This window comes from Brevundimonas sp. BAL450 (assembly GCF_015767455.1).
Taxonomy (GTDB): Bacteria; Pseudomonadota; Alphaproteobacteria; order Caulobacterales; family Caulobacteraceae; genus Brevundimonas; species Brevundimonas abyssalis.
In genome coordinates this window covers 1-17,073 of record NZ_JADWOW010000047.1, presented here as the reverse complement: position 1 = coordinate 17,073, position 17,073 = coordinate 1, and the positions used below count along the sequence as shown (strand labels likewise).

Here is a 17,073-nt window from a genome sequence, read left to right as displayed (position 1 = left end):
CGAGCGGAGCAGACCTGACCCTTCAGGTCATCCAAATCACTGGATTCCCGCGTTCGCGGGGATGAGCGGACATAAAATGACGAACACCCACTTCATCGCCAACCAATGGACCTCCGGCCAGGGCGCCGCCTTCACCTCCACCGATCCCGCCACCGGCGAGACCGTCTGGACCGGCGCCGAGGCCTCCCCCGCCCAGGCCGCCGCCGCCGTGGACGCCGCCCGCGCCGCCTTCCCCGACTGGGCCGACCGCCCGCGCGAGGACCGCATCGAGGCCGTGAAGCGCTATCAGGCCCTGCTCAAGGACCGCGCCGGCGACATGGCCGAAGCCATCAGCCGCGAGACGGGCAAGGCCCTGTGGGAGACGAAGGCCGAGCTGGGCTCCATGGCCGGCAAGGTGGACATCTCCATGCGCGCCTATGAGGAGCGCACCGGCGAGCGCGAGGCCGAGACCGCCTTCGGCCGCGCCGTGCTGCGCCACCGCGCCCACGGCGTGGCGGCGGTGCTGGGCCCCTACAACTTCCCCGGCCACCTGCCCAACGGCCATATCGTCCCGGCCCTGCTGGCGGGCGACACGGTGGTCTTCAAGCCGTCCGAGGAGACCCCCCACACCGGCCAGCTGATGGCCGAGGCGCTGGAGGCCGCCGACCTGCCCACGGGCGTGTTCAACCTGATCCAGGGCGGCCGCACCACCGGCGCCGCCCTGCTGGACCAGAACATCGACGCCCTGCTGTTCACTGGCTCGGGCGCCGCGGGCGCCCACTTCCGCAAGAAATTCGCCGACGATCCCCACGTGATCCTGGCGCTGGAGCTGGGCGGCAACAATCCGCTGGTGGTGTGGGACGCCGCCGACGCGCAGGCCGTGGCGGGCATCGTCATCCAGTCCGCCTTCATCACCACCGGCCAGCGCTGCTCCTGCGCCCGCCGCCTGATCGTGCCCGAGGGCGCGGCGGGCGACGCCGTCATCGAGGCGGTCAGGGCCCTGGCCGACCGCCTGACCTTCGCCCCCTGGACCAGCGACGGCGAGGTCTACGGCGGCCCCCTGATCTCGGCCCGCGCCGCCGACGGGGCGCTGAAAGCCGTGGACGCCCTGATCACCGGCGGCGCCCGCGTCATCCGCCCCTTCGGCCGCATTCCGGGCCTGTCCGACGCCTTCGTCGCGCCGGGCATCCTCGACATGGCCGAGGCCCGCGACATCCCCGACGAGGAGATCTTCGCCCCCGTCCTGCAGGTCTATCGCGCCGCCGATTTCGACGCCGCCATGGCCCGCGCCAACGACACCCGATACGGCCTGTCCGCCGGTCTGGTCAGCGACGATCCGGCCAACTGGGACCGCTTCCAGCGCCGCATCCGCGCGGGCGTGGTCAACTTCAACCGGCCCACCACGGGCGCGGCGGGCGACATGCCCTTCGGCGGCCTGGGCGCCAGCGGCAACCACCGCCCCAGCGCCTACTACGCCGCCGACTACTGCGCCTACCCCATGGCCAGTTTCGAGGCGGACGCGGTCTCGGACATCACGTCTGAAATCAAGGGATTGAAGCCGTGAGCTTGTACGGGGTGCCGAGCCGGAAGATAGGCCCGGAGCCGACGGCTATGAGCCTAGCTCGAAGCCTGAGAACCACATTCTTCTGCGCGACCATGGCGGCCGTCATCGCGACTTTCACCGTCGTGATCAGCATAGTTTCCGCCGATCCCCCCTTATCGTATCGCATCGAAATCTGGTGCTTTACGTTCTGGGGGTGTGGCGGACTTTTGGCGATTGCGCTCCTGACCAACCGGCAATGGCTCGAGGGCGCTCTGACGCTGATCGTTGTCGCGATCATCGGCGGGTTGGTCTGGCGGTTCGCCGCCCCGCTCCTCATAGCCAGCGGCGTCCTCGGACCCTACATCATCCCGATTGAATCATGACCTCAGCCTTCGAAGCCAATGCCGACGGCCTGATCGGCCCCACCCACTCCTATGCGGGCCTGTCCCCCGGCAACCTGGCCAGCGCGCTCAACAAGGGCGAGGCGTCCAACCCCCGCGCCGCCGTGCTGCAGGGCCTGCAGAAGATGAAGCTGCTGGCTGATCTGGGCGTGCCCCAGTTCGTCCTGCCGCCCCACGAGCGCCCCAACATCCCGTTCCTGCGCGGCCTCGGCTTCTCGGGCTCGGACAAGGCGGTGCTGGAGCAAGCCTGGCGCGCCGCGCCCGGCTTCGCCGCCGCCGCCTGCTCGGCCAGCTCCATGTGGGCCGCCAACGCCGCCACGGTAACGCCCAGCGCCGACACCGAGGACCGCCGCGTCCACTTCACCCCGGCCAATCTGATCACCAACCTGCACCGGGGTCTTGAGGCCGAGCAGACCACCCGCGCCCTGCGCGCCCTGTTTCCCGACCGCGACATCTTCAAGGTCCACGACCCCCTGCCCGCCGCCCCGCACCTGTCCGACGAGGGCGCGGCCAACCACGTGCGCCTGTGTGCGGACCACGGCGAGCCGGGCGTCAATCTGCTGGTCTGGGGCCGCGAGGCCTGGGAGGCCTGGGACGGCGCCTTCCCCGCCCGCCAGACCCGCGAGGCGTCCGAAGCCATCGTCCGCCGTCACACCGCCGGCCGCCCCGTCCTGGCCCGCCAGAGCCGCGCCGCCATCGCCGGCGGCACGTTCCACAATGACGTGGTCTGCGTCGGCACGCGCGAGGCCCTGCTGTTCCACCAGCTGGCCTTCGAGGACACGGCGGGCACGAAGGACGCCATCCGCCGCATGGCCGACGGCCTGTTCGAGCCGGTGTTCATCGAGATCAGCGACAGGGAGCTGCCGCTGGCCGACGCCATCTCCAGCTATCTGTTCAACTCCATGCTGGTGACCCTGCCGGGCCGCGACCGCCTGACCCTGATCTGCCCCACCGAGACCCGCGACAACGACCGCTCGCGCGCCGTGGCCGAGACGCTGGTCTCCGGCAACGGCCCCATCGGCGCGGTGGAGTATGTGGACGTGCGCCAGTCCATGCGGAACGGCGGCGGCCCCGCCTGCCTGCGTTTGCGCGTGGTCCTGACCGAGGAGGAGCTGGACGCCGCCAACCCGGCCCAGCGCCTGACCGACGAGCTCTACGCCCGACTCTCCATCTGGGCCGCCACCTGGTACCGGGATGCCCTGACCCCCGCCGACCTGGCCGACCCGGCCCTGCTGGACGAGTCCCGCGGCGCCCTGGACGAACTCACCGAGATCCTCGACCTCGGCGGCGACTTCTATCCGTTCCAGAGCGCCTGACCCTTCTCCCGATGGGAGAAGGGGGAACCCGCACACGAAGACGCGCAGCGGCTTCGTCCTTGCGCGGGGGAATGAGGGTCGCATCGGCTCAGCAATCATCCACCCGACCCTCACCCTGCGCGCAAAGGACGGATGCTGACGCATCCATGCGCGCAGCCCTCTCCCATCGGGAGAGGGATCACATCACCAGCGACCACAGCTCCCGGCCCGCCAGCACGCAGAACAGCGCCGCCGCCGCCGCCAGCATGCCGTTGGACAGCCAGCCGCTGCGCCACTCCTTCGGCGTGCGCTCGCTGTTCAGCAGCCACATCAGCGTCAGGGCCAGGAACGGCATGAACAGCGCCCCCAGCACCCCGTAGGCCACGATCAGGCCGAACGGCCGTCCCAGGAACAGCAGCATCATGGGCGGGAAGGTCAGCCACAGCAGATAGCCCCGGAACGCCGGGCTCTTCTCGCCGCGCACCGCCTCGTCGCCCTGCCGTTTGGTCACATGGGCGAAGAAGTCCGCGAACATCAGGCTGACTCCGTGCCAGACCCCGATCAGGGACGAGAAGGTGGTGGCGAAGAACCCGACCAGGAATAGCGTCCCCACCACATCGCCGAACCGCTCGCGCAGCACCTCGTCCAGATCCAGCAGACCCCGGTCCCCGCCGCCCAGCGCGATGCCGGCCGCATAGAGAATCTCGGCCCCCACGATCAGCATGGCGATCACGAAGATGCCCGTGACGATGTAGCCGACCCGGTTGTCCAGCCGCATGACCCGGATCCACTCCGGCCCGCGCCAGCCCTTGGCCATGATCCAGTAGCCGTACGCCGCCATGGTGATGGTGCCGCCCACCCCGCCGATCAGACCCAGGGTGTAATAGGCCGCGCCCTCCGGCAGCATGGGGATCAGGCCCCGCAGCATGGAGGGGATGTCGGGGGTGACCAGCACCGCCAGCCCCACCACCGTGACGAACATCACCGCCACCAGGGCCGTCATGATCTTCTCGAACACCGGATAGGAATTGAACCAGACCAGCACCAGCCCGGCCACGCCCGCGATCATGGCCCAGGTGATCAGGTCGAACACCGGGAACAGGGCCGCCAGCGGCAGGGCCGCCGCCGTCATGCCCGTGGCCCCGTAAACGAAGCCCCATATCACCACATAGACGCCGAAATAGATGCTCGCCCATGGAAAGCCTTTGGGCCCCAGGCTGGACCAGCCGTCGAAGATGGTGCGGCCCGTCGCCAGGCTCCAGCGCCCCACCCCCTCGGCCAGGGCGATCTTCAGCACCGTGCCCAGGATCGCCGCCCACAGCAGGGCGTATCCGAACCGCGACCCTGCGATCAGGGTCGCCACCAGATCCCCGGCCCCCACGCCCGTAGCCGCAACCACGATGCCGGGCCCCAGCAGCTTCCAGCGGTTCTTCGGCGTCACATCGGTCATCGTTGTCCCCCACCCACTCGGGGTCCATCCATACACGCCGCCCGTCCCGGCGAAAGGCGGGAGGGGCGGAAAGCCGTCAGCTGTTGTCCGGCTCCGGCGCCTCCGCCGCGGACGGCAGCAGCAGGTCCTCGGCGGCGTCGTTCTCGCTGGAGGTGGTGGCTTTCTTCTTCGGCTTGCGGGCCGCCGGTTTGGGACGCGGCGCCTTGCCGGTGGTCATCACCTCCATGGCCTCGTCGCCCTCGCGGCCGAACAGGCTGCGGATGCGCAGGTCGGTCTGCGGGAACGGAATCTCGATGCCGGCCTGCTCCAGCGCCTCGGCGATGGCCCAGGTATAGGCCGCGTGCATGGCCGCCGGCCGCTTCACCGCATCCTGCGTCGGCCACACCAGCAGCTCGAAATCCAGCCCGCTCTCGCCGAAATTCACCAGCCACACCTGACACTTGCGCGCGTCCGTTTCGGGCGAGGTGAACGGCGAGGCGCGCGCCGCCGCCAGCACCACGTCCCGCACCTCCCCCCGGTCCGCGCCATAAGCCACCGAGAACGGAATGTGGATGCGCCGGGTGTCGCCCTTCAGCGTCCAGTTGGTCAGGGGGTGCTCGATCAGCTGTGAGTTCGGCACCAGGATGTTGATGTTGTCATTGGTGCGGATGCGCGTGGCCCGTGGCCCGATCTCCATGATGGCGCCGCGCGCCCCGCCCTCGATCTCCACATAGTCACCCACGCTGACCATCCGGTCGAAGATCAGGAAAATGCCGGAGACGAACTCCTTCACCACCCCCTGCAGGCCCAGTCCCACGCCAATGCCCAGCGCCCCGGCGAACACCGCCAGCGAGGACAGGTTCAGGCCCGTGGCCGACAGGGCCAGCATGCCCCCCGCCACGATCAGGCCGTAGCCCACCAGCTTCTCCAGCAGGTACAGCGCACCGCCGCTGCGGCTGGACCGTGCGCGCAACCGCTTGATGCCCCGCGTGGCCAGCCACGCCAGCACCAACGCCACCGTCAGGATGATGGCTGCGGAAATCAGCCCCCCCGCCGTGATGGATGTGCCCGCCAGGCGCAGCACCGGCGCATTCTCGATCTTCTCCAGCGCCTGGAGGCTTCCAAGTTCGGTCATGCGGCTCCAGCGCGCGAATACGGCCAAGGTTCCCGCCGTCACACCACCTTGACCCGCCGCCGCGCCCGTGGCCATTGCGCCGCCCATGCTGACCGCCGATTTCGATTTTCACCTCCCCGAGGACCTCATCGCCCTGCGGCCCGTCAGCCCGCGCGATTCCGCCCGCCTGATGGTGGTGCGCGACGGTCGCATCGAGGACCGCATCGTGCGCGATCTGGCCGACCTGCTGCAGCCCGGCGACGCCCTCGTCTTCAACGACACCCGGGTCATCCCGGCCCGCCTCGACGGCGTGCGCGACCGCGACGGCCTGACCGTGCCGGTGGAAGCCACCCTGCACCAGCGCACCGCGCCCGACCGCTGGACCGCCTTCATGAAGCCCGGCAAGCGGCTCAAGCCCGACGATCGGGTGATGTTCGGCAAGACCGCCGACGGCGCCTGCCTGGTCGGACGGCTGGACGCCCGCGTGGTGGACAAGGGCGAGGACGGCCTGATCACCCTCGCCTTCGACCTGGCCGGCCCGGCGCTGGACGACGCCATCCGCGAGGCGGGCGTCATGCCCCTGCCTCCCTATATCGCCGCCAAGCGGCCCGAGGACGACCAGGACCGCATCGACTACCAGACCCTCTTCGCCCGCCACGACGGATCGGTCGCCGCCCCCACGGCGGGCCTGCATTTCACGCCGGAGCTGATGGCGGCGCTGGCGGCGCGCGGCGTCTCCACCCACGCCGTCACCCTGCACGTGGGCGCGGGCACCTTCCTGCCGGTCAAGGCGGACAACGTCGCCGACCACCGCATGCACGCCGAAACCGGCGAGGTCTCGCCGGAAAGCGCCGCCGCTCTCAACGCCGTGCGCGCCGCGGGCGGCCGCATCGTCTGCGTCGGCACCACCTCCCTGCGGCTGCTGGAAAGCGCCGCCGACGAGGACGGCGTCATCCGCCCCTACAGCGACGCCACCGCCATCTTCATCACCCCCGGCTACCGCTTCCGCGCCGCCGACGTGCTGATGACCAATTTCCACCTGCCCCGCTCGACCCTGTTCATGCTGGTCAGCGCCTTCGCCGGAACCGAAACCATGAAGGCCGCCTACGCCCACGCGGTGGACACCGGCTACCGCTTCTATTCCTACGGCGACGGCAGCCTGCTGTTCCGGGCCTGACCTTCCTTCTCCCCTTGAGGGAGAGGGGGAATGACCAAGCTACTAAATTATCGAATTCATTTCGAGCACCGAATGGCTGTGTAGCTGCTGTGCAGCTCAGCCCTGTCGGCGCAGACGCGAATGCAGTTGGATACCAAGCTAGCATCGCAGACGGGCAGTTGCGTCTAAAATCCAGGTGCCGAAGGTAGAAGTAGAGGTCCCGTTCGATGAGGAACTACAACCCGAAACTGGCGGCACGGAAATTCCTTGCCTAGCAGAACACTGGCCAAGGGTTCGTTACAGATTGGCCGGGGCGTGATTTGGCTAGCTGGATTGAATGTCGAAGTCAGGACACATGGAGCGGCAGCCCGGAGGAGTTGTCGCCCAGCGACAGAAATGACCAGGCGCGGACCCTAGCAGGCTAAGCTCAGCGAAGGTCGCGGGTTCGGCGCGTAGCAAAATGACCACCAAATGCCGAGATAAACCCCTAACAGGCTTCCCACAGGAACTGATAGGCTGCGCCGGCGCGCATAAAATCTACTCCCTTGCTCAGATAAAGCGGAGTTCCGTCGTAGCACAGATGGACAGTCGCACCCTGCAACGAGCGTAATTCGATGCGATGCAGCGTGTCGAATTCCGCTATTGGAATAGACGCCAAATCATCTTGCCTCTTAAGTGCTGCATAAGTCCATGAAGAACCCGCCGCACCACCTTGAAGACTCCGTGTTATAGACAGTTCCGTGCTTTCATCGATGGCTATATAATCGACCTGATTTTGATCATTTTGCTTCTGAGAGCAACCTGCTGTGAGCAGTACTATTGTCATCGTCGCTGCTAGGGATCTAAGTTGGACATGGGTTTGCTTGTGCATATTCGATTCCCCGTTGTATGCTCGTTTGATCCGCCGGATCATCTCCGTAAGGAGCGGAACCCCGCCAGTTTCCCCACTGCGGATCATAACCGCGGCCAGGAGCGTTGTAGTGTGTCTGTCCCCAACCTGCTCCACGCAGCAGCACCGACTCAGGGAGCCCCAACGCTGTGCCGGTCGCGCCATATGCGAAATTGCCATAGCCCTCGTATACTGAACTCCTTGTCTTGAAGTCCCAATCACCTCCTGGCTTAACTAAATTAAACCAGCGGGAACCACCTTCAAATAGCATCTGCTCGGGTGTTAGTCCGATAGACCCATGAGGCAATCTTGGAGTGTACAATTGCCCGGCCCGGCAGATCAGGTCATCAATGCTTACCCCATCGGGTTGCACGATGGGCTGTTCAGCTGTGCCGCCCGGGGGGCTTGGCCTCCCGGGGAAGTTAACCCACTGATCTTCGCATATTAGGACGAATTGAACCTCACGGGGACCCTCACTGGTAGGTGGTCCCCACCGCGACTCCGACCGGCAAACTCTTATAAGTATGCTGTCCAATCCCCACGGATCAATACGGTTCAACGGATCATTTGCGACGTATCCATACAGGTTCAGCCCGTCACCATACCCGATTGGATCGGTTTGCATGAACCGCCCGATCGCGGCGCTGTAGAAGCGGTTGCGGTGGTTGTAGAGGCCCCAGGCCGCAGACGCGGTGAGCTGCCCGGTGTACTGAACGAACTCAACGTTCCCGGCACCAGGGCGGCCGTACTCGTCGTAGGTGTTGATGCCGGTGCCCACACCCGAAGCGTTGCTGAGCCCTACCACGGAGTTCTGGTGATCGGTCAACAGCCAACTGCGCGCGCCGGTGCCCGGTCCGTTGTTGTAACTGGCCAGCTCGTCCATTGCTGCGCCCGGGACGAACCGGCGATAGAGCGCGCCTGTGGAGGTAGTGACCATCCCCAAGCGCTCTCCCCCTACGGTCTGCAAGGACATCGCCCCGTAGCCATAGGGCTGGCCGAGCGGATCGTAGGTGAAGTTTACACCTCCGGCCGACGTCATCCGATTTGCCGCGTCATAGGCATAGGTCCGCACGCCGTCGTAGGTCAGGTTGCGGTTGGCGTCATAGGTGAAGGTCGTGCCGCCCGCCGCAGTGATCTCATTGCGGCCGTTGACTGTGTAGGTGGTGCTCTCGTTCGCCGGCACATGGGCGTAGAGATTGTTGTTGATGGTTCGGCTGGTGACCTGACTCGCCGGGTTGTAGCCCATGGTGAAGGTCACATCCTGGGCCGTTCCGGCCAGGTTGTGCACGATGGAGGTCAGACGGCCGATGTCGTCATAGCCATAGCTGGTGGGCACCCCGTTGCCGCGGGTGATGCCGGTGCGGCGGCCGAGGTTGTCATAGGCGTATTGCGCCAGCACCCCGGCGCCGGAAGAGGCGCCGTTTTCCCTGACCGCCGTAACCTGGCCGTACAGGTTCCAGTCATACTGAGCGTAGAAGGCATCCGGCCAGGTGATGCGTGTCCGACGGCCGGCCGCGTCGTACTGGAACGCGAAGGTTCCCAGCGGATCGGTCTGGCTGGTCAGCCGGTTCAGGACGTCCCAGGCGTAGGTGACGGCGTGGCCCGGTTGGCTGACCGAGGTCGGGCGGCTCAGATTGTCGTAGGCATAGGTGACGTTGGCCATAGTCCCCGGCGTGGTGAGGAGGGTCCGGCGGTTCAGATTGTCGTAGGTCGAGGTGAAGGTCTGGTTCCCGCGTGAGCGGTAGGTGGTGACGTTGGAGTTGGCATCGTAGGTGTACTGCCCATAGTCCGAGGTCGAACTGCCGCTGGACGACGGATTGGGGAACCGCAGCCGATAGACCCGGTCGAAGCCGTCATAAATCCAGGTCGAGAGATTGCCGTCGCCATCCTGGGCGGTGGCCAGCTGGCCGTTGTGGGTCCAGGTGAGGTTCTGGGTGATGGGCGCGCTGGAGTTGTGACCGCTGGTCAGGCTGGTGACCCGGCTGGCCACGTTATAACCGTAGCGGACAATCCGGTCCTGTCCGAACGAGCCGGTCGTCCCCAGACTGCAGGCGGCCGGGGGGCTGGCGAAGGTGGCCGGATTCATGCGCGTGACCACGCAGTCCACCCGGCCACGCGCGTCATAGCTGACCTGGCTGAGCGCGCGGGTCGTTCCGTTTGAGCTCTGGACACGGGTATGGGTCGGACGGCCATACGTATCGTACTGGTTGGCCTGGCGCTGAAGCGTGACGAAGGCCGCCCAGTTGGGATCGGTCAGGCCGGTCACCGTGCCCTGCTCGGTCAGGGTCACCTGGCCGCGCGGATTGTAGGTGTAACGCTGGGCTCGGCGCAGCAGTGGTCCGGTCCCATCCGGGTCCGGCCCGATCAGGCCGATCAACTGGCGCGCCACGTCGTAGCGGTAATAGGCGGTGTCCGTGGTTCCCGATAGCGGACCGTTGACCGAGGCCAGGTCGCCGTTCGGGGTATAGGTGAAGGCCGTGGTGGCCGTGACGCTGCTGGTTCCCGAGCGCTGGTTGACGCTGGTGGGCAGCCGGTTCGTGGGCGAAGTGGTCCCTCCCGAGCCATAGAAGAGGGTGGTCACCACCTCGTTGGCTGCGTTGGTGCAGGAGGCGCCGGTGACGCAGGCGCGGGTTTCGCGGGGCAGGGTCACCTGGGTCGGGGCGGACGAGATCGTTCCCGGCGCGGTGTAGTACCAGGCGCGTGTCGTCCAGTACTCGAACCGGGTCTGCGGCCGGGCTGCCCCGGTCGTGGGGGCGGGAGCAGTGATGGTCAGCACCCCGCCGTGGCTGGCGTCGTAAGTAAAGTTGGTGGTGTTTCCCCGGGCGTCCGTGACGCTGGTGGGTCGGTTGCAAATGACCGGGTTCGAGCAGGTGGCCGGATAGGCCGCCGTGGTCACAATGTTGGCGAGACTTGAACCCGATTTGGCGACCTGGGTCACCGAGGTGACGTTGCCCCGGTTGTCGTAACCGTACTGGGCGTAGTTGCCTTCAGGCAGGGTGGTTCGCTCCAGCCGTCCCTGCGTGTCGTATTGGAAGGTCGTGGTCTGGTTCAGTTCGTTACGGAAAGACGTCAACTGGCGCAGGCTGGCGTCCGCTATGGCCACGGTCGTACTGGCGTCCGGATTGGTGGTGGTCGTAGTTTGCGTTCCCCCACTGGTGGTCCTTGCATAAGCCCAGGTGGAGCCGGCGACGGTTATGGTCGCCAGCCCCAGTCCCGATCCGGTGTAGGTCATGGTGACGTCGTCCGCAGTCGAGCCGGGCAGGCGCAGCCCGGTCATGCGGAAGGCGTTGATCGAACTGAAGCGGTAGGTCGTCGTGCGGCCGGACTGGTCGGTGACCAGCTCCTCGAACGGCGCAGTCCCCGCTGCGTAGGTCACACTGGGCCAGGTGTGGGTCACGCCGGAACAGATCGGCCCGTTTGGATTGCAATACTCGACCGCCAGGTTGATCCCGCCCGCCCCGATCCGCTGGAAGTAGACATCAGCCGGATCGTTCAGACCCGGGGTCTGATACGAGAAGTTGACCTGATACCCGCGATTGTTGGTCACGGACTGAAGCCGAAGCGCCTCACGCCAGTCCTGACAGTCCGGACCGGGCGGATTGTCAGCGCAGTAGGGCATGGTGGCGTAGTTGAAATTCACCCTCTCGCCTGCAGGCTGGGTGATGGACTCGATTAGCGCGTGGCTGTCAGGCCAAGGGTTGGTCGTATTGGCCAGCAGCGTATTGTAAACTGCCACCATGCCGTCCGAGGTGGTGAAGATGTACTGGTTACCGGACTGGACTAGCGTCGCGCCCCGATTGGACTGCGGCGTGAAGGTCGACCCCGAGCGGAAGAATATCTCCGAGATTCCACCCAGGCTGACGGTGTAGCGGGAGCCGGCCGTGATGATCGTGCCAGACAGAAGATCGCGCCAGCCATCTCCGGTGTAGACGCGGCCATGGACGATGCCGCCGTTCCCCGGCTGACCGATCACCACCTCTTCAGCCACATGAATGAACTGGCCACGAACCAGATCCACACCGCGTCCATCCAGGGAATAGTGCTCCGGCGGCACCACCTGCTGCTGGGCCAGCGCCGGATTGGCGCAGATCAGCCCAATGGCCGCCGCGCCCGTCATCAACAGCGTGCGCGAAGTGTTGGTCCAGCCCATGAGCCCCTCCCGGCCGTGAATTTCTTCAGTCGTCGTGTTCGGCTTCGTCCTGCGTAGGCGTAACGAGTGCATCAGCGCCGTCCGCGGCATCCGGCTCGTTCGGGTCAGCGTTCGCCGTTTCCGGGTTCGGCTCCGCCATGAGCGATGACGCACCCGTGGTCACCCTGGAGGTGCGGCTGTCGCCGCCGTCGTAGGCATAGGCGGTGTTGGGACCCGTGCTCCGGCTCGCTCCAATGAGCCGGCCATGAACGTCATAGGTGTAGGTGGTCGTCTCTTGGGCTGCTGCCACCGAAGCAGACATGCCCAGAACAGCGCTGAGCGTCAGGATTCTCAGCATGCTCAATCTCCGCGCTGGGACTAACCGAACGCTGGATTGGCAACGCTCATCCGTCAAGCGAATTGTCGCGCGTTAAGCGTGTAAAATGGGCAGGTGCTACCTGCCGGAGTCTCTTTCCTGGTGCCGCTCAACAGCTTGGCCGCTCTTCGCCGGACTGCGCCCCAACCCCAGAGCGAGAACTATGGTTTCCGCAAACTCCTCGCGCCCAAACCGCAAACTCACCGCATCCCTGTGACGGCTCATGGCCACATACGCCGCATGCCGGTCCATGTGCGAACTGGCCAGCACATAGGCCTCGTCGAAGGTTGCGCCTTGGACCTTGTGGATGGTGGCGGCGTAGCCGTGCGCTAGGTCCGCATAGTCCTTGCGGTCGAACCGCAAGGTTCTGGCGTCGTCGAGCCTCACCTCTAGCTCTGATCCGCTGATGCGGACCAGTGTCCCCAGCGTCCCGTTCTTCACCCCCAGCGACCGCTCGTTCCTGATGAACATCACCCGGTCCCCGGCGGCGAACGCGACCGGCCCTCGCGGGGTCTCCATCACCTGATCGTCGCCCAAGGCGCCGTCGGCCCTCAGCGCCGCCCGCGCCAGCCGGTTGAGCTCGGCCACGTCCGCGCGGGTGTAGGCCATCATCATGCGTGAGGCGGCTGGATTGCGCCGCCGGTCATCCGCCCACTCCGCCACCAGCGCCGCGCGCGCATCGGTGCGGGTGTCATGGCCCGTGACCGCACCGGCCTGTTCATAGCGGGCCAGCGCCTCCGCCGTGCCGCCCGTGGCCAGCTCGCGCGTCGCCTGCCGCTGCCAGTCCGTTCTCTGCCTGAGTACCTCGGTGATCTCGGCGGCGCCGTGGCGCTCCACCACCCTGCGGAACGGCGCGCCCGCCTCAATGGCCTGCAACTGTTCCGGATCCCCGGCCAGCACCACCTTGGCGCCGGAGAGCATCGCTTCGTTCAGGATGCGCGCCATCTGCCGCGTCCCCGCCATGCCCGCCTCGTCGATCACCAGCACGTCGTTGGCCGTCAGACGGTCCCGGTCCCGCGCCCATGCGTACTCCAGGCTGGCCAGCGTGCGCGAGGCGATCCCCGAGCCCTTCTCAAGGCTCTCTGCGGCGATGCCAGACAGCGCCGCGCCCCGCACCCGATACCCCTGCGCCTCCCACGCCAGACGCGCCGCCCCTAGCATGGCGCTCTTGCCGGTCCCGGCGTAGCCGACCACGGCCGACAGGCCGTCGCTTTGAAGCACGTGGCTCAAGGCCAGAACCTGATCCTTGGTGAGCGGCCGGTCGCCGTGTTGGACAACGCGCGCCGCTGCGCTGACGGCCCTTTCGCTCACGGGGTGATGGTTGCCGCCCGCCAATCCATCGGCGGCGCGGATCAGCGTCTGCTCCGCCCGCACAATGTCGGCGCTGGTGAAGCGCTCGCGGCCGCGCTCGTCCTCACCCAGACGCACCAGAGCGCGTGACGACAGGATGGCTCCCATGGCTTGGTCAAACTGGTCCTTGCCATCCGTGCGCGCGAACACGAACCGGGCCAGGTCATGGCGGCTGAAGCTCGCCTGATTGTAGGTCAGCGCCTCCAGGGCGTGAGCCGGATCGCGGATGATAAGGTCGCCGTTCCTGCGGGCGACGGCCCGGTGATCTTCAATCCGTTCCGAGGCCCGGCCGCGCGCCTCCAACCGCGTGGCGGCCGGGCCGATCTTCGGCTGGGGCTCAAGGTCAATGCCCTGGTCATGCAGGCTGCGGTGATCGATGCGGATGTCCAGGTCCAGCTGGGCCAATCGCTCGTTCACATGCTCGGCCCAGGCCTCGCGCCAGTGCTCCAGGAGGGCGGTGCTGTTCCAGTCCCGCACCTTGGCGCCGAAGCCGTCCCTGGTGACCCCGCGCATGGCCAGCATCACGTGGGCATGGGGTCTGGGCAGGCCGTCCTCGCCGATGTCGCAGTGGACGTTCAGGTCAGCGACCATCCCCCGGTCCACGAACTCGCGCTGGACGAAGGACCGGGCCAGTTCGATGGCGTCGTCCGGCTGCATCTCTCGCGGCAGGGCGAACTCGATCTCGCGGGCCAGTTGGGCGTCCTTGCGCTTCTCGCCCCACTCCACCTCGTTCCAAAGCGCCTGCCGGTCCTGCCAGCGCTCGGGCGCGTGCGCCGGCGCCATGATCTCGGAATGCAGCACGCCCGACTTGCGTGTGTAGTCGCAAGGCCGCTCGGTGCGCTCGTCGTAGAGACGGGACGCCGAGCGATAGGCCGCCGCCGCCACGGCGCTGCGGCCCGCCGAGCGGGCGATGACCTTGGCGGAGAAGTGGTAGATCGCCACCGGGGCTCTGCTCCGAAGCAAAGCGCACGTCGGAACGACGTATAAGCGCGCACTCCGGACATCCTGTCCGTCGTGAGGGGCGCTTCGCGACCCGTAGGGCTACGGAAGAGCCTCCACCCTCTTAATGAAGCTGACCGGTTTGCAAGCACACGGCGTCCGTGCAACTTGCGACGCTCAGCTTACCTGCGCTCTGGAGACCGCATTCCATGGATGAGACCCGCCCTGAGGCCGATCTGGTCGGCATGACCACCGACATCGTCTCTGCCTATGTGTCGAACAATGCCGTGGCGCCGGACGCCCTGGCGAACCTGATCACCAGCGTGCACGCGGTGCTGGCGGGAATGCCGTCGGGATTAGAGCCGGAAGTGGAGCCGCAGGCCCCGGCGGTGCCGATCCGCAGGAGCGTCACGCCGGACTACATCATCAGCCTTGAGGACGGGTCCAAGTACAAGTCGCTCAAGCGCCACCTGTCCACCAAGTACGACATGACGCCGGAGGAATACCGGGCGAAGTGGGGCCTCCCGTCGGATTATCCGATGGTGGCGCCCAACTACGCCAAGGCCCGCTCCGAACTGGCCAAGTCCATGGGCCTCGGCCAAGGCGGGCGAAAGCCCGCCAGGAAACCGCGAAAGCCCAAGGCGTGAGCGTACGCGCGGGCGCATCTGCGCCCGCGCGCGGCCACCGTAGGCTTACGGATGCGCACACGGAGTCCGCACCCGCTATTCTCCGCCAGTCCATCGCACCGGAGGGAGCAGGATGCGCAAGCCAAGGGACATTGATGCAGAGCTGGCCGCGCTGGCCGAACGCGCCTCGGCGCTGAAAGCCAGGCGCGTCACTCAGCTTGGCGAGCTGGTCGGCGCCGCCGGCGCCGACGCCCTCGACATGGACACCTTGGCTGGCGCTCTGTTGGCCATGGCCGCTGAACGGGACGGCGCGGTCCGCGCCGTCTGGAAGCGAGACGGCGAGCGGTTCTTTCGCGGCGAACGCAAGGCTCCGGGCAAACCTGACCGCGCTCGCCAGACAGCTGGCCAGACTCCCGGCGCTCAGGCGGCGGGCTGAGATGGTTCTGGCGCGCGCACATCGGCACGAGCGAAAGGCCGACCGCCGCGCCCGCACGCGCAGGCTGATTGAACTGGGCGGGCTCGTTCAGAAGGCCAAGCTGGTCGAACTGACTGGCGATGACCGCACCGTCCTGTTCGGCGGCCTCCTGCTCGTCTCCGAACTGCTGCAATCCGACCGGCGAGACACAGCTCTGGGGGTCCTGAAACGAAAAGGCCGACGCGGCTTTGGGGGTGACAAGGAGTCCGCCAACGACGAAGCTCTGGCCCCATGGTGATCCGCCGCGAATACCACCGGGCCGGCCGCGAGGAGCTTCGCCTTGCGAAGCGCGGCGGTAAGGGGAAGACTCGTGAGATGAAAACGAGTCTCGAACATCTGCCGCTCGGAAAGCGCCGCGAGTTGAACCACGTGCTCGGCGTGATCAAGGACGAGTTTCGCAAAGCCATCGCCAATCGCCGCGCAAAAGGCGTAAAGACGGCCAGATTCTCAAGGTCATCCTATACGGATCATACGCGCGTGGTGATTGGGTCGAGGACCCGGTCGGTCGCTACTTCTCCGACTTCGATCTGCTGATCGTGGTCAGCGACGAGAACCTTACGGATGGGCTGGAGTTCTGGGAAGGCGCCGAGAAGCGACTGCGCGCAGACCTCGCTTCTGGAGCCAATCTTCGCACTCCGGCTGACCTGATCATCCATTCGCTGGATGACGTGAACAATGCACTGGCTCAGGGGCGGTATTTCTTCGCCGACATCGTGCGCGAGGGCGTGGTGCTGTTTGAAGAGCCGAATAATCCGTTCGTTGACCCTCAGCCGTTGCCGAGCGAAACAGCAGTCAAGGAGGCGGAGAAGTATTACGGCGAGCATATGATGGCAGCGAGCCGCTTTATCACGCACGCGCGACTGGACATCGAAAATCAATGGAACAGCCTAGCTGCGTTTCATCTCCACCAAGCCGCCGAGAATTTTTACAACGCCGTTTTGTTGGCCGCGACGCTCTATACGCCGAAGTCCCACAATCTTGTTCGCCTGCGAAACGCGGCCGAACCGATTGATGCGCGGTTAGCAGATGCCTGGCCGACTGAGACAAAGTTTCAGAAGCGATGCTTCGAACTGCTCCGTGCGGCATACGTAAAGGCGCGGTACTCAGAGCATTATCGAGTGACTCCCGAGGAACTCGCTTGGATGCTAGAGCGACTTCGGGTGCTCGAGGATACGGTCGAAACGATCTGCCGGAACCGCCTAGATCATTTGGGTGCCGACGAAGGCTGAAAAGCGCCGATTTCGTTGAAAAAGGCCCGCGTTGGCAATTGGCATGAGGGCTCGTCACTGATTCACTCTGGTCGTTGAAGCCGGAGGTGCAGCGATGATGGGTGAGCGGCGGGTCGATCAGTCGGCTCTGTTCTACGAGTTCT

At 66.2% G+C, this 17,073-nt stretch carries 15 protein-coding genes; 9 read left to right on the top strand and 6 right to left on the bottom strand.

The genetic code is table 11. The features are described 5' to 3' along the window. Positions 1-76 precede the first annotated feature (76 nt). The 3 genes from astD (at position 77) to IWC96_RS06525 (ending at position 3,239) form a co-directional block, all read left to right on the top strand. Positions 77-1,543 carry a succinylglutamate-semialdehyde dehydrogenase gene (gene astD, locus IWC96_RS06535; RefSeq protein ID WP_021697230.1) on the top strand — a complete coding sequence of 489 codons (1,467 nt, stop codon included), beginning with the start codon at positions 77-79 and terminating at the stop codon, positions 1,541-1,543. Positions 1,544-1,635: 92 nt separating this feature from the next. Further along, complete coding sequence (locus IWC96_RS06530) at positions 1,636-1,905, top strand: hypothetical protein (protein WP_148291462.1); 270 nt, start codon at positions 1,636-1,638, stop codon at positions 1,903-1,905. Further along, positions 1,902-3,239, top strand: a complete 1,338-nt coding sequence (locus tag IWC96_RS06525) for an N-succinylarginine dihydrolase (RefSeq protein WP_021697228.1) — start codon at positions 1,902-1,904, stop codon at positions 3,237-3,239. The genes IWC96_RS06530 and IWC96_RS06525 overlap by 4 nt, the downstream gene beginning before the upstream one ends. A 178-nt stretch (positions 3,240-3,417) precedes the next feature. Here the strand turns inward: IWC96_RS06525 and IWC96_RS06520 are convergent, their stop codons facing one another. Next, positions 3,418-4,668, bottom strand: a complete 1,251-nt coding sequence (locus IWC96_RS06520; RefSeq protein ID WP_021697227.1) for an Nramp family divalent metal transporter — start codon at positions 4,666-4,668, stop codon at positions 3,418-3,420. Positions 4,669-4,744: 76 nt separating this feature from the next. Then, complete coding sequence (locus tag IWC96_RS06515; protein WP_045318995.1) at positions 4,745-5,782, bottom strand: mechanosensitive ion channel family protein; 1,038 nt, start codon at positions 5,780-5,782, stop codon at positions 4,745-4,747. Positions 5,783-5,867: 85 nt separating this feature from the next. On the opposite strand from IWC96_RS06515, the gene queA reads away from it, so the two are divergent. Beyond that, a complete protein-coding gene (queA, locus tag IWC96_RS06510; protein WP_196838605.1) occupies positions 5,868-6,938 on the top strand; it encodes a tRNA preQ1(34) S-adenosylmethionine ribosyltransferase-isomerase QueA in 1,071 nt (356 codons plus the stop codon). A gap of 466 nt (positions 6,939-7,404) precedes the next feature. On the opposite strand, the gene IWC96_RS06505 is transcribed toward queA, so the two are convergent. The 4 genes from IWC96_RS06505 to traA all read right to left on the bottom strand — a co-directional run bounded on the left by IWC96_RS06505 (position 7,405) and on the right by traA (position 14,603). Further along, positions 7,405-7,788, bottom strand: coding sequence for a hypothetical protein (locus IWC96_RS06505; protein ID WP_148291461.1), 384 nt, complete (start codon positions 7,786-7,788; stop codon positions 7,405-7,407). Continuing rightward, positions 7,760-11,956 (bottom strand): RHS repeat-associated core domain-containing protein, encoded by a 4,197-nt coding sequence (locus tag IWC96_RS06500; RefSeq protein WP_021697224.1) that lies wholly within the window; start codon positions 11,954-11,956, stop codon positions 7,760-7,762. The genes IWC96_RS06505 and IWC96_RS06500 overlap by 29 nt, the downstream gene beginning before the upstream one ends. 25 nt (positions 11,957-11,981) lie before the next feature. Continuing rightward, positions 11,982-12,293 (bottom strand): hypothetical protein, encoded by a 312-nt coding sequence (locus IWC96_RS06495; protein WP_021697223.1) that lies wholly within the window; start codon positions 12,291-12,293, stop codon positions 11,982-11,984. Positions 12,294-12,389: 96 nt separating this feature from the next. Then, on the bottom strand, positions 12,390-14,603 hold the full coding sequence (traA, locus tag IWC96_RS06490; protein ID WP_021697222.1) for a Ti-type conjugative transfer relaxase TraA: 2,214 nt from the start codon (positions 14,601-14,603) through the stop codon (positions 12,390-12,392). Between the two features lie 206 nt (positions 14,604-14,809). On the opposite strand from traA, the gene IWC96_RS06485 reads away from it, so the two are divergent. The 5 genes from IWC96_RS06485 to IWC96_RS16215 all read left to right on the top strand — a co-directional run bounded on the left by IWC96_RS06485 (position 14,810) and on the right by IWC96_RS16215 (position 16,930). Next, positions 14,810-15,247: a MucR family transcriptional regulator gene (locus IWC96_RS06485; protein ID WP_021697221.1), complete on the top strand. Its 438-nt coding sequence runs from the start codon at positions 14,810-14,812 to the stop codon at positions 15,245-15,247. A gap of 112 nt (positions 15,248-15,359) precedes the next feature. Next, positions 15,360-15,662 carry a conjugal transfer protein TraD gene (gene traD, locus IWC96_RS06480; protein ID WP_021697220.1) on the top strand — a complete coding sequence of 101 codons (303 nt, stop codon included), beginning with the start codon at positions 15,360-15,362 and terminating at the stop codon, positions 15,660-15,662. Between the two features lies 1 nt (position 15,663). Next, positions 15,664-15,939: a conjugal transfer protein TraD gene (locus IWC96_RS06475; protein ID WP_045318994.1), complete on the top strand. Its 276-nt coding sequence runs from the start codon at positions 15,664-15,666 to the stop codon at positions 15,937-15,939. Next, entirely contained in the window at positions 15,933-16,235 is a 303-nt protein-coding gene (locus IWC96_RS15950) for a hypothetical protein (protein WP_231378935.1), read from the top strand. Before IWC96_RS06475 ends, IWC96_RS15950 begins: the two co-directional genes overlap by 7 nt. Further along, a complete protein-coding gene (locus IWC96_RS16215; protein WP_370541108.1) occupies positions 16,145-16,930 on the top strand; it encodes a HEPN domain-containing protein in 786 nt (261 codons plus the stop codon). Before IWC96_RS15950 ends, IWC96_RS16215 begins: the two co-directional genes overlap by 91 nt. Positions 16,931-17,073 lie beyond the last annotated feature (143 nt).